At 70.3% G+C, this 13,029-nt stretch carries 10 protein-coding genes; 4 read left to right on the top strand and 6 right to left on the bottom strand.

Going from position 1 to position 13,029, the window contains the following annotated elements; all coding sequences use genetic code 11:
- Positions 1-24: 24 nt before the first annotated feature.
- The 4 genes from nth to ACFWVV_RS22750 all read left to right on the top strand — a co-directional run bounded on the left by nth (position 25) and on the right by ACFWVV_RS22750 (position 4,565).
- Positions 25-855, top strand: coding sequence for an endonuclease III (nth, locus tag ACFWVV_RS22765; RefSeq protein ID WP_384353909.1), 831 nt, complete (start codon positions 25-27; stop codon positions 853-855).
- A 68-nt stretch (positions 856-923) separates the two neighbouring features.
- Positions 924-1,691, top strand: a complete 768-nt coding sequence (locus tag ACFWVV_RS22760; RefSeq protein ID WP_384353907.1) for an NUDIX hydrolase — start codon at positions 924-926, stop codon at positions 1,689-1,691.
- A gap of 22 nt (positions 1,692-1,713) precedes the next feature.
- A complete protein-coding gene (locus tag ACFWVV_RS22755) occupies positions 1,714-2,919 on the top strand; it encodes a MarP family serine protease (RefSeq protein WP_384353905.1) in 1,206 nt (401 codons plus the stop codon).
- A gap of 206 nt (positions 2,920-3,125) precedes the next feature.
- A complete protein-coding gene (locus tag ACFWVV_RS22750) occupies positions 3,126-4,565 on the top strand; it encodes a 6-phospho-beta-glucosidase (RefSeq protein ID WP_384353903.1) in 1,440 nt (479 codons plus the stop codon).
- 83 nt (positions 4,566-4,648) lie between these two features.
- Here ACFWVV_RS22750 and ACFWVV_RS22745 read toward each other — a convergent pair whose 3' ends face one another.
- The 6 genes from ACFWVV_RS22745 to ACFWVV_RS22720 form a co-directional block, all read right to left on the bottom strand.
- Positions 4,649-4,837 (bottom strand): hypothetical protein, encoded by a 189-nt coding sequence (locus ACFWVV_RS22745; protein ID WP_384353901.1) that lies wholly within the window; start codon positions 4,835-4,837, stop codon positions 4,649-4,651.
- 124 nt (positions 4,838-4,961) lie between these two features.
- The gene (locus tag ACFWVV_RS22740; RefSeq protein WP_384353899.1) at positions 4,962-5,942 is read right to left on the bottom strand and encodes an alpha/beta fold hydrolase; all 981 of its coding nucleotides are present in this window, start codon (positions 5,940-5,942) and stop codon (positions 4,962-4,964) included.
- Positions 5,939-6,430, bottom strand: a complete 492-nt coding sequence (locus tag ACFWVV_RS22735; protein ID WP_384353897.1) for a phage holin family protein — start codon at positions 6,428-6,430, stop codon at positions 5,939-5,941. Before ACFWVV_RS22735 ends, ACFWVV_RS22740 begins: the two co-directional genes overlap by 4 nt.
- A gap of 102 nt (positions 6,431-6,532) precedes the next feature.
- Positions 6,533-7,984: a Na+/H+ antiporter NhaA gene (gene nhaA / locus ACFWVV_RS22730; RefSeq protein ID WP_384353895.1), complete on the bottom strand. Its 1,452-nt coding sequence runs from the start codon at positions 7,982-7,984 to the stop codon at positions 6,533-6,535.
- Between the two features lie 211 nt (positions 7,985-8,195).
- Positions 8,196-10,166: an acetate--CoA ligase gene (gene acs, locus ACFWVV_RS22725; RefSeq protein WP_384353893.1), complete on the bottom strand. Its 1,971-nt coding sequence runs from the start codon at positions 10,164-10,166 to the stop codon at positions 8,196-8,198.
- A 185-nt stretch (positions 10,167-10,351) separates the two neighbouring features.
- Positions 10,352-12,730, bottom strand: a complete 2,379-nt coding sequence (locus ACFWVV_RS22720; protein WP_384353891.1) for a bifunctional SulP family inorganic anion transporter/carbonic anhydrase — start codon at positions 12,728-12,730, stop codon at positions 10,352-10,354.
- Between the last annotated feature and the right edge of the window lie 299 nt (positions 12,731-13,029).

The following is a 13,029-nucleotide window of genomic DNA, read 5'->3' as shown; positions in this document are numbered from 1 at the left end:
GTGACAGCAGGGAGTAATTCCGCCGTGGGCGAACAGGCTGTGGCGAAGCCGAAGAAAGTTGCGAAAAAGCCTGAGTCGCACCTCGCGATGGTCCGTCGCGCCCGCAGGATCAACCGCGGGCTCGCCGAGGTCTACCCGTACGCGCATCCGGAACTGGACTTCGAGAATCCGTTCCAGCTTCTGGTGGCGACGGTCCTCTCGGCGCAGACCACCGACCTGCGGGTCAACCAGACCACCCCGGCCCTGTTCGCCGCGTACCCGACGCCGGAGGACCTGGCGGCTGCGGTGCCCGAGGAGGTCGAGGAGATCCTGCGGCCGACCGGGTTCTTCCGGGCCAAGACGAAGTCCGTGATGGGGCTGTCCGTGGCTCTGCGGGACGAGTTCGGCGGCGAGGTGCCGGGCCGCATAGAGGATCTGGTGAAGCTGCCGGGCGTCGGCCGCAAGACGGCCAACGTCGTCCTCGGGAACTACTTCGGGGTCCCCGGCATTACGGTCGACACCCACTTCGGCCGCCTGGTGCGCCGCTGGAAGTGGACCGACGAGGAGGATCCGGTGAAGGTCGAGGCAGTGGTCGCCGAGATCTTCCCCAAGAGCGAGTGGACGATGCTCTCGCACCGGGTCGTCTTCCACGGCCGCCGGATCTGCCATGCCCGCAAGCCCGCCTGCGGGGCCTGCCCGATCGCCGCGCTGTGCCCGTCGTACGGCGTCGGCGAGACGGACCCGGAGAAGGCCGAGAAGCTGCTGAAGTACGAGAAGGGCGGCTACCCGGGGCAGCGGCTCAAGCCCCCGCAGTCGTTCCTCGACGCGGGCGGCAAACCGGCGCCGCCGCTGGGAGCGAGGCCGACCGACAAGTGACCGATCCGGCCGGCGGAACCCGGAACGATCGTGACGAGGGCGGACGTTGGGACAGTACGGGGGTGCCTATGAGACGCGCAGGGGCGGCGAACGCCGCGAGCGAGGGGTACGCCGGCACCACGAGTGAGGCGTATGTGAACGGGAACGGGGCCGGGGCGGCCGGCACACCGCAGGTCGACGTCACCGACCGGGGCCTGCCCGCCTGGCTGGACCCCGTGGCCGCGGTCGCCCGCGGCATCCGGCCGGAGCAGCTCAGCCTGTTCCTGCCGCCGGAGAGCGGCGGCGGACGGCAGTCCGCCGTGCTCGTGCTCTTCGGCGAGGGAGCACAGGGGCCCGAGGTGCTGCTGATGGAGCGTGCGAGCAGCCTGCGCTCGCACGCGGGACAGATCTCGTTCCCCGGCGGCGCCCTGGACCCCGACGACGGCGACCCGGAGACCACCGGGCCGCTCAGAGCGGCGCTCAGGGAGGCCGAGGAGGAGACCGGACTCGATCCTTCCGGTGTCCAGGTCTTCGGGGTGCTGCCCCGCCTCTACATCCCGGTGAGCGGCTTCGTGGTGACTCCCGTGCTCGGCTGGTGGCGCGCTCCGAGCCCGGTGGGCGCCGTCGACCAGGGCGAGACCGCCCGCGTCTTCACCGCCCCCCTGGCCTACCTCACGGACCCCGCCAACCGGGCGACGAGCGTGCACCCGCGCGGGCACCGCGGCCCGGCCTTCCTCCTGGACGACGGGCTGCTCTGGGGTTTCACCGCGGGAGTGCTCGACAAGGTGCTGCACTTCGCGGGCTGGGAGCGGCCCTGGGACCGCTCCCGTGAGGTCCCGCTCGACTGGCACGCATGACGGACATGACAGGGTGGCGGGCGTGAACGTCCTGGACATTGTGTTGCTGGTCGCTGCTGTGTGGTTCGCGGTCATCGGGTACCGCCAGGGATTCGTCGTCGGCATTCTGTCGGTGATCGGGTTCCTCGGCGGCGGGCTCGTCGCGGTCTATCTGCTCCCGGTGATCTGGGGGTGGTTCGCCGACGGGTCCTCGCTCGGCGACTCCACCACCGGCATCCTGGTGGCGGTCGTGATCGTGATCGTCTGCGCGTCGGTCGGCCAGGCCCTCACCACCCACCTCGGCAACAAACTCCGCAGACACATCACCTGGTCACCGGCGCGCGCGCTGGACGCCACCGGCGGCGCGCTGGTGAACGTGGTGGCGATGCTGCTGGTCGCCTGGCTGATCGGCTCCGCCCTCGCGGGCTCCTCACTGCCCACCCTGGGCAAAGAGGTGCGCAGCTCCAAGGTGCTGCTCGGAGTGTCCCGGGTGGTGCCGGGCGAGGCGGGCACCTGGTTCGCCGACTTCAGCTCCGTGCTCGCGCAGAACGGCTTCCCGCAGGTCTTCAGCCCGTTCGCCAACGAGCCGATCACCGAGGTCAGGGCCCCCGATCCGAAGCTGGCGGGCAGCCCGGTCGCGGCCCGTGCCAAGCAGTCCATCGTGAAGGTCGTCGGGACCGCGCCGGGCTGCGGCAAGGTCCTGGAGGGCACCGGATTCGTCTTCTCCGAGCGTCGCGTCATGACCAATGCGCACGTCGTCGGCGGGGTCAGCGAGCCGACCGTCCAGATCGGCGGCGAGGGCAGGCTGTACGACGCGCAGGTCGTGCTCTACGACTGGAAGCGCGACATCGCCGTCCTGGACGTGCCGGACCTGAAGGCACGCCCGCTGCAGTTCACCGAGGGCGACGCCCGCAGCGGCGACGGCGCGATCGTCGCGGGCTTCCCGGAGAACGGCGCATACGACGTCCGCTCCGCCCGCGTCCGCGGCCGGATCAACGCCAAGGGCCCGGACATCTACAAGCGCGACACCGTCCGCCGCGACGTCTACTCGCTGTACGCGACGGTCCGCCAGGGCAACTCCGGCGGCCCGCTGCTGACCCCCGAGGGCAAGGTCTACGGCGTCGTCTTCGCCAAGTCCCTGGACGACCCGGAGACCGGGTACGCGCTGACGGTCGACGAGATCCGCGACGACATCAAGACCGGCCGCACCGCCAACCAGCAGGTGGACACTCAGGGCTGCGCGCTCTGAGGGAGCGGCGTGGGCCTGCCCCGTACGCGGCCCGTTCCGCACGAGAAGGCGTGGGCCTGCCCCGTACGCGGCCCGTTCCGCACGAGAGGCGCCCCCCGGACCCGTACGTCCTGCGTCCTGCGTCCGGTGGATCAACCCGAGGGTGGACCTGAAAGGCCAACCCTCGGGTTGATCCGTGGGAGGGTCCGGACCTGAGAGGCTGAGGCATGCGACTGACGATCCTGGGCGGCGGGGGATTCCGCGTCCCTCTGGTGTACGGAGCGCTGCTGCGCGACCGTGCCGAGGGGCGCGTCACCCACGTCACCCTCCACGACCTCGACCCGGCGCGGCTGGCCGCCATCGCCCAGGTCCTCTCCGACCAGGCGGCCAGGGCCCGGGCCGGCGGCGTCCCCGGCATGCTCCCCGCCCCCGAGGTCACGGTCACCACCGATCTCGACGCGGCCCTGCGCGGCGCCGACTTCGTCTTCTCCGCGATCAGGGTGGGCGGCCTGGCGGGCCGGGCCGCCGACGAGCGGGTGGCCCTGGACGAGGGAGTGCTGGGCCAGGAGACCGTCGGCGCGGGCGGCATCGCGTACGGGCTGCGCACCGTGCCGGTGGCCGTCGACATCGCCCGCAGAGTGGCCCGGCTCGCGCCCGACGCCTGGGTCATCAACTTCACCAACCCGGCCGGCCTGGTCACCGAGGCCATGTCCCACCATCTCGGCGACCGGGTCATCGGCATCTGCGACTCCCCGGTGGGTCTCGCCCGCAGGGTTGCCCGCACCCTGGGCACACCGGACCCCGGTTCCGACGCCGTGCGCCTGGACTACGTCGGCCTCAACCACCTGGGCTGGCTGCGCGGGTTGTACGTCGATGACACGGACGTACTCCCGGAGTTGTTCGCCGACGAGAACCTGCTGACGTCCTTCGAGGAGGGCAAGCTCTTCGGCGCCGACTGGCTGCGCTCACTGGGCTCCGTGCCCAACGAGTACCTGCACTACTACTACTTCAACCGCGAGGCGGTGCGGGCCTACCAGCAGGCCGAGCAGACCCGTGGCGCCTTCCTCAGCGACCAGCAGGCGCACTTCTACGACGCGTTGGCCACAGCGGGCAGCCGTGCGTCCGCCCGGCCCGGCGGACACGCAGCGTGGGATGCCTGGGACCGCACGAGGGCCGAGCGGGAAGCGACGTACATGGCGGAGAACCGGGAGACGGCGGGCGCGGGTGCGCGGGCGGCCGACGATCTGGAGTCCGGCGGGTACGAGGACGTGGCGCTGGCCCTGATGAGGGCCATCGCCCGCGACGAACCCGCGCGGCTGATCCTGAACGTCCGCAATCGGCGCACGGGCAGCGGCCCCGGCGGGAACGCCGACCGAGTGGTCGGAATCCTCGACGAGGCAGCCGTCATCGAGGTCCCGTGCCAGGTCGACGCGGCCGGTGCACGGCCCCTCGCCGTGACGCCGCTGACCGGCCACGAGGCGGGCCTGGTGGCCGCCGTGAAGGCCGTGGAGCGCTGCGTACTGGCAGCGGGGGAGAGCGGGTCGAAGCGCCAGGCGGTCAAGGCGTTCGCCCTGCATCCGCTCGTCGACTCGGTCCAGGTGGCGCACCGGCTGCTGGAGGGCTACCGGCACGCACACCCGGGGCTCGACTACCTCCGGAAGGACTGACCCTCAGGAAGGACTCATCCCCAGGAAGAACCGACCCCCGGAAGAACCGACCCCAGGAAGAACCGACCCGTGAGAAGGGCTCCTCAGGTCCGCTGATGCCTCAGTCGCGCGGACATCCACCGGGCGCGGCGCCGGAGGATGCGGGGGATACCCATCGCCTGGCCGGGGTGTTCATGACCCTCATCGTGGGGGCGTCCCCTCTCGGAGATGATCGGCGCTGCGGCCGAGCGGCGGTTGCGTGCTGAGTCACCGTAGTCGTGCGTCCAGCCCATACCCCGACGTGTGCCCGGGCCTCATGGTCGGTAATCGCCTGACGGCCCGCCAATTGGCCTATGCGGGAGGCATTTGGCTGTTCGTAGTACAAGTGTTCCGGTCCTGCCCAGTCCTGGCCCGGGACTACCGGTCTGGTTCCGGGTCCTTCAGCCAGTTCACCAGCTCCGTGGAGAAGGCCTCCGGGTCCTCCTCGTGCGGGAAGTGGCCGAGGCCGTCGAACAGCCGCCACCGGTAGGGGGCCTCGACGTACTCGCCGGAGCCCGCCGCGCTGCGGGTGCGCATCACCGGGTCCAGCGCGCCGTGCAGATGCAGCGTCGGCACCTTGACCGGCGTCTTCATCCGCCGGTTGAACTGAAGACCGTCCGGCCTGGCCATCGAGCGGACCATCCACCGGTACGGCTCGATCGAGCAGTGTGCTGTGGAAGGGATCGTCATCGCCCGCCGGTAGGTGTCGACTGCCTCGTCGTCGGGCTGCCGGGGCCCCGACCACTCCCGGATCAGCCGTCCCGTGAGGGCCGCGTCGTCCGCGACGAGCTGACGCTCCGGCACCCACGGCCGCTGGAACCCCCAGATGTACGAACCGGCCCGCGACTGGGAGAAGTCCGAGAGCATCGCGGAACGCCAGCGCCTGGGGTGCGGCATCGACGAGACGACCAGCCGGCGCACCAGCTTGGGCCGCATCGCCGCCGCCGTCCACGCCAGGTATCCGCCCAGGTCGTGCCCGACGAGCGCCGCGTCCGGCTCGCCCAGCGACCGGACGACGCCCGTGATGTCGAGCGCCAGGTTCGCCGGGTCGTAACCGCGCGGCGTACGGTCGCTGCCGCCCACCCCGCGCAGGTCCATCGCCACGGCCCGGTATCCGGCGTCGGCGAGCGCGGTCAGCTGATGCCGCCAGGTCCACCAGAACTGCGGGAACCCGTGCAGCAGCAACACCAGTGGCCCGTCCCCCAGCTCCGCGATGTGGAAGCGCGCCCCGTTGGCGGCCACGTCACGGTGCGTCCACGGACCGTCGAGCCGTACGGCGGAAGCGGGCGTGGCACCCGGAGCGGGAGCCGTGGAGGACGAAGCGGGTCTACCGGAGCCGTTGGTATCAAGGGCGGTCATACGGACGAGCGTGCCACAACAACCGCACTGTCCTCACGCGGGTGAGGCTTCGCGTTGCCGAGCACGGCCGCCGTCTCCTTGGCGGACGCCGCGACCTTCTGCGGGCCCTTCCCCTGCTTGGCCTTCTTCGCGAAGACCACACCCACAAGACCGATCAGCCCTGCCACCAGGACGTTCACGGCGAAGGAGAGCAGGAAGCACCAGGCGAGGTTCCAGCCCGTCCAGGCCTGGAAGCCGTACGCCAGGGCGAAGCTGAGCATCGGCAGCGAGAAGACCAGCACGGCGCCGGCCGCACCGAATGCCCCGCCGCTGACCGCCCCCCGCTTCACGTCCTGCCGCAGCTGCGTCTTCGCCAGGGCGATCTCGTCATGCACCAGCGCGGACATTTCGGTGGTCGCCGTGGCGACCAACTGGCCGAGGCTGCGGTCGGCACTCTCGACGTCGTGGACGCGCTGCGCGTCGGAGGCGTTGCGGGCGGGGTCGCTCATCGCTCTCTCCCTCTGCTGTTCAAGCTTCTGTTCAAGCCTTTTCGAGCCTGACGGATCCGTGTCGGACCTGCTGTCGGATTCGATGCCGGATCCGATGTCAGATCATGCCGGACCGTCGCGGCCGTCGCGCGCCGCCCCCGCCACTTCGTCGTCGGATCCTGAACCGGCGTCCCCGCTGCTACCCACGCAGAGCGCCGCCAGCCGCCGGTGTTCCGCCGCTTTCGCCTCGTGGATCGCGGCCATCCGCAGGTGGTAGTCCGGCTTCCCGATCTCGTACACGTCGGGGATGCCGTCCATGTCCTCGTCGCGCTCCTCCTCCTCGTAGAGCGCACGGTACTTGCGGACGCGCAGCTTCAGCAGCACCGCGGAGAACACGGCGGCGATCAGCGAGCCGATGAGCACGGCCGCCTTGACCTCGTCGGCGAGCTTCAGGTCGTCGGTGAAGGCCAGCTCGCCGATCAGCAGCGAGACGGTGAAGCCGATGCCGGCCAGCGTGGCGACCGCGAAGACATCCGGCCAGACCAGGTCGTCGTTCAGTTCGGCCCTGGTGAACCGGGCCGCCAGCCAGGTACCGCCGAAGATCCCGAGCGCCTTGCCGACCACCAGGCCCAGCACCACACCCAGCGTCTCGGGCTGGGTGAAGACATCCGCGAGCGCCCCGCCCGACACCGAGACACCGGCAGAGAACAGGGCGAACAGCGGCACCGCGAGCCCCGCCGACAACGGCCGCACCAGGTGTTCGATGTGCTCGCCCGGCGAGTGCTGCTCGCCCTCGCGGCGCGAGCAGCGCAGCATCAGCCCCATGGCCACACCGGCGATCGTGGCGTGCACCCCGCTGTTGTACATCAGCCCCCAGATGACCAGGGCCAGCGGTACGTAGAGGTACCAGCCGCGCACGTTCGCCCTAAGCAGCAGCCAGAACACGGCGAGGGCGACGACCGCGCCGCCGAGCGCGAGGAAGTTGATGTCGCTGGTGAAGAAGACCGCGATGATCAGGATCGCGAAGAGGTCGTCGACGACGGCGAGGGTGAGCAGGAAGGCCCGCAGCGCGGACGGCAGCGAGGTGCCGATCACCGCGAGGACCGCCAGTGCGAAGGCGATGTCGGTGGCGGTGGGCACCGCCCAGCCGCTGGTGTCGCCGTCGCCGAGCACATTGACCGTGACGTAGACGAGGGCCGGGACCGCCATGCCGCACAGGGCGGCGATCACGGGCAGTGCCGCCGCCTTCGGGTCGCGCAGTTCACCGGCGACCAGCTCGCGCTTGAGCTCGATGCCCGCGACGAAGAAGAAGACGGCCAGCAGGCCGTCGGCCGCCCAGTGCTGGACGGACAGGTCCAGGCCGAGGAAACCGGGCCCCAGGTGCAGACCGCGCAGCGACTCGTAACTCGCTCCGAAGGTGTTCGCCCAGATCAGCGCGGCGACCGCGGCTGCCAGCAGCAGGACTCCGCCGACGGTCTCGGTGCGGAGCGCGTCCGCGACGTATGTGCGCTCGGGGAGCGGCAGCCGTCCCAGGAACTTGCTCTTGGCGGGCGTGGGGTCAGTGGGCGCAGCCACGGGGGAATACCTCCGGTCGGGTGGGCAGCATGAAGCACATTGCCGACCAGACTTCCCGGCGCACCTGTCGAGTTTTGACGCGTTCCTGACGCGTGGCCAACTGTACCCATGGTGCGCAAGGACGTATCCGGCGATCTTCACTTTACGAGCGAAGAGGGCACCCGGCGCGGCGTAGCCGTCCGGATGCCCTCTGTCGTGACGCGAGGGTGGGTCAGTCCTCGCCGGCCGCCGAACTCGGCAGCTTCGCCTGGATCAGACCCATCACCGAGGCGTCGGTGAGCGTCGAGACGTCGCCCAGCTCGCGGTCCTCGGCGATGTCGCGCAGCAGCCGCCGCATGATCTTGCCGGAGCGGGTCTTCGGCAGCTCCGCCACCGGCATGATCCGCTTCGGCTTGGCGATCGGGCCGAGCGTGGCGCCGACGTGCTGGCGCAGTTCGGCCACGAGCGTCTCGGTCTCCGACGCGGTGCCTCGCAGGATCACGAAGGCGACGATGGCCTGCCCGGTCGTCTCGTCCGCGGCGCCGACCACGGCGGCCTCGGCGACCGACGGGTGCGAGACGAGCGCGGACTCGACCTCGGTGGTCGAGATGTTGTGCCCTGACACGAGCATCACGTCGTCGACGCGGCCGAGCAGCCAGATGTCGCCGTCGTCGTCCTTCTTGGCGCCGTCACCGGCGAAGTACCGGCCCTCGAAGCGTGACCAGTAGGTGTCGATGAAACGCTGGTCGTCGCCCCAGATCGTACGGAGCATGGAGGGCCACGGCTCCGTGAGCACCAGGTAGCCGCCCCCGCCGTCGGGCACCTCGTTCGCCTCGTCGTCGACGACGGTGGCGGAGATGCCGGGCAGTGCGCGCTGCGCGGAGCCGGGCTTGGTCTCGGTGACGCCGGGCAGCGGCGAGATCATCATCGCGCCGGTCTCGGTCTGCCACCAGGTGTCCACGATCGGGCACCTGTCGCCGCCGATGTGCTTGCGGTACCACATCCAGGCCTCGGGGTTGATCGGCTCGCCGACCGACCCGAGGACCCGCAGCGAGGACAGGTCGAACTTCGCGGGGATGTCGTCGCCCCACTTCATGAACGTACGGATCGCGGTCGGCGCGGTGTAGAGGATGCTCACGCCGTACTTCTGCACGATCTCCCAGAAGCGCCCCTGGTGGGGGCTGTCGGGCGTGCCCTCGTACATGACCTGGGTCGCGCCGTTGGCGAGCGGGCCGTAGACGATGTACGAGTGCCCGGTGACCCAGCCGATGTCGGCGGTGCACCAGTAGACGTCGGTCTCGGGCTTGAGGTCGAAGACCGCGTGGTGCGTGTACGCGGCCTGGGTCAGGTAACCGCCGGAGGTGTGCAGGATGCCCTTGGGCTTACCCGTGGTGCCGGAGGTGTAGAGGATGAACAGCGGGTGCTCCGCCTCGAACGCCTCGGGGGTGTGCTCGGCGGACTGCCGGCCGACGATGTCGTGCCACCAGACGTCGGTCCGCTCGACCCACGCGGTGTCCTGGCCGGTGCGGCGTACCACCAGGACGTGTTCCACCTGCGGGCACTTGGCCACGGCCTCGTCGATGGCGGGCTTGAGCGCGGAGGGCTTGCCGCGCCGGTAGCCGCCGTCGGCGGTGATGACGACCTTCGCGTCGGCGTCCTGGATGCGGGAGGCCACCGCGTCGGCGGAGAAGCCGCCGAAGACGACCGAGTGCGCGGCGCCGATGCGGGCACAGGCCAGCATCGAGACGGCGGCCTCGGGAATCATCGGAAGGTAGATCGCGACTCGGTCGCCCTTGCGGACGCCCAGCTCGGTCAGGGCGTGCGCGGCGCGCGACACCTCGTCCTTGAGCTCGGCGTAGGTGATCGCGCGGCTGTCGCCGGGCTCGCCCTCGAAGTGGATGGCGACCCTCTCGCCGTTGCCCGCCTCGACGTGCCGGTCCACGCAGTTGTACGCGACGTTCAGCGCGCCGTCGGCGAACCATTTCGCGAAGGGCGGGTTCGACCAGTCGAGTGTCTCGGTGGGCTCGGTGGCCCAGGTGAGCCGGCGTGCCTGCTCGGCCCAGAAGCCGAGACGGTCGGCCTTGGCCTGCTCGTACGCCTCCGCGGTGACGTTGGCGTTCGCGGCCAGCTCTGCCGGAGGAGCAAAACGGCGCTCTTCCTTCAAAAGATTGGCCAGGCTTTCGTTGCTCACGACATCTCCCATTCCCAGGGCGTCCGATGTGTCCCGGGGCCTAGCTCATCAGTCCGTGGGCCGGGTGACAAGAGCCATCCGGAAATTGGTTTAGACCTGTGAGCCGGGGTGGCGCCCGGACGGCCCTCACCACGGACGCGCGCGGAGAGGGCCATCAGGTGGCACGGACGTACCGCCGGTACGGTTCGGATGCCCGGTCAGGCGGGGAGGTCTTCCCGCTCCGCGTGCGGCGAGGGCGCCACCCGGTCGAAGACCTCCATGGTCTCCCCGACCGCTGCCCCGTCGACCAGCAGATATGCCTGGGCCTCGGCCACATGGAAGTACATCCCGTGCAGCTCCAGTGTCCCTTCGGCGAGTCTGCGTTTCACCGACTCGTGCTGCCGCAGGTGTTCCAGTTGCTGCACGACGTTGGTGAGGCACAACTGCTCCACCACGTCGGTGGGCAGTCGTCCGGAGATGCGCGCCCATGCGTGGTGACGGCTCCTCATGCGCCTGAGGCTGGGGGCCCCGTGGCGCAGCCAGCGCCGCAGCGGGGTCGCTTCGCCCCCCTCGGCGGGGCCGCTGAGCAGAGCCTGCATGGCACCGCAGCCCGAATGCCCGCAGACGGTGATGGACTGCACCCCCAGCACGTCCACCGCGTACTCGATGGCGGCGGCGACCGAATCGTCCGAACCCTCCGCACCGGGCGGCGGGACCAGGTTTCCCACATTCCTTACGGTGAAGAGGTCACCGGGGCCGCTCGACGTGATCATGCTGGTGACCAGCCGGGAGTCCGCGCAGGTGAGGAAAAGCTGGGAGGGCTGCTGCCCTTCGCGGGCGAGCCGGGCCAGCTCGTCGCGCACCAGCGGCGCGGTGTTGCGCTGGAAGGCGCTGAGTCCGCTGGCCAGATGGTGCGTGCCGGCCGGACGGGACACCGGCTTGACGGCCGGGCCCCCGTGCTCGTCGCAGTGGTGGTTGCGCCAGGGGGTCCAGGGGCGGCAGCAGGTGTGCGCGGCCGCAGGTCCGGAGACCCGGATTCCGGACCGGCCTGTGACCTCGACCTTTCCGCCCTGCGCGACATGGCAGTCCTGCCAGGTCTGCAGCGCTTCGTATGCCGCGTGGTCCATGAACGAGCCGTCCAGCTCCACCACCGCGTGGGTCCCCTGGGGCACTTGGGAGAGGGCACGGGTCAGCCGGGGTACCGCGAGGAAGGTCAGCTGACCGCGGGCCCTGACGTGATGGATGCCGTCGGGGCTGGTCTCGGTGACGATCCGGGTCCTGGCGAGACGGTGCATCGCGACCGCGACGGCCACCGCGATCCCCAGCGCCACACCTTGCAGCACGCCGAACAGCACGACGCCGCCGACCGTGGTCGCGTACACCAGGAACTCGCGGTGCCGGTGCACGTTGCGGATGTGCGCGAAGCTCACCATCTGGATGCCGACCATCATGACCAGCGCGGCGAGCGCCGCCAGCGGAATCCACTCCAGTACACCGACCAGCAGTCCGGCGGCGAGCATCACCCATACGCCGTGCAGCACGGTGGAAGCGCGGCTGACCGCACCCGTACGGACATTGGCGGAGGAGCGGACGGCGCCGCCGGAGATCGGCATCCCGCCCAGCAGCCCGGACACCATGTTGGAGGCCCCCTGGCCGCGCAGCTCGCGGTCCAGGTCGGAGCGCGGCACGGGCACCGCCCCCGGCCGCTCGGCGGCGAGCTTGTCCACGGCGACCGCGGACAACAGCGATTCCAGGCTCGCCACCAACGTGACCGTCAGTACGGCCGCGACCAGCGCGAGCACCGGTCCCTGTGGCATCTCGGGCAGCGCGTGACTGCGCCAGGACGGCAGGTCGACCCGGGTGATCCCGGGAGCGAGCACGGCGGCGACCGCGGTGGCGAGAGCCACGGAGGCGAGCGCGGCGGGGGTCCTGCGCAGGAGTCTTCCCGTACGTCCCGGAAGCCGTGGCCAGAGCACCAGGACGGCGATGGTGAGCAGACCGATGAGAGGAGCGGCCGGCTCGATCTGGGCCAACTGCTCCGGCAGCGCGAGGGCGTTCGCGGTGGCGGAGCTCTGCGGAGAGCCGCCGAGCACGATGTGCAGCTGGGCGAGCGCGATGGCGACACCGATGCCGGCGAGGGTGCCGTGCACGATGGCGGGGCTGACGGCCAGCGCGTTGCGCGCGGCTCTGAGCGAGCCGAGGAGGATCTGCACCAGACCGGCGCAGATCACGATCCCGCAGGTGGTGCGCCAGCCGTAACGCTGGATCAATTCGGCGGTCACGACGGTCAGTCCGGCCGAGGGGCCGCTGACCTGGAGGGGAGAGCCGCCGAGCAGGCCGCCCACGATGCCGCCGACCGCGGCACCGATCAGACCCGCCTGCAACGGTGCGTCGATGGCGACGGCCAGCCCCAGGGACATGGGGACGGCGATCAGGAACACGGTGATCGAGGCGGACAGGTCGCCGCCTGCGATGCGCAAGCGCCGCCGCCCGTGCCCCTGGCCGTCGCCGGACGGCGGGCTGTGCGGCCGCTGGAACCTGGAGGCTCTGGTGGTGCGCGAGGTGTGGTCGGGGCGAGTGGGTACGCAAGCAGACATTGCTCTTGTCTCCTCCGGGGCAGCGCGGGTCGCGGAACTGGGGATCGCGGCCGTGGGTCACGGCGTGCAGCGGGGGAATCAAAACTCTCGGTAAATGAATCGTAATTCAGAGTAAAGAAAGGGCATGGCATTTGGGGGCATATGGGGTAACTCTTCACCCGAACGAATGAATAATCCTTTCAGGCGGCTTGTCGCATCAATGGGCGTGTGGGTGCATGCGAGGTTTGCCGCGCATTTCCGGACGAATTGTGCTTCGGCCGGCGCAGACACGATCCCAGTACCGTTCCAGAAAGAGGGTG

Origin of the sequence: Streptomyces sp. NPDC058663 (assembly GCF_042716745.1) — a bacterium.
In the GTDB taxonomy this organism is placed as follows: Bacteria; Actinomycetota; Actinomycetes; order Streptomycetales; family Streptomycetaceae; genus Streptomyces.
This window is presented reverse-complemented; position numbering and strand designations above follow the sequence as displayed.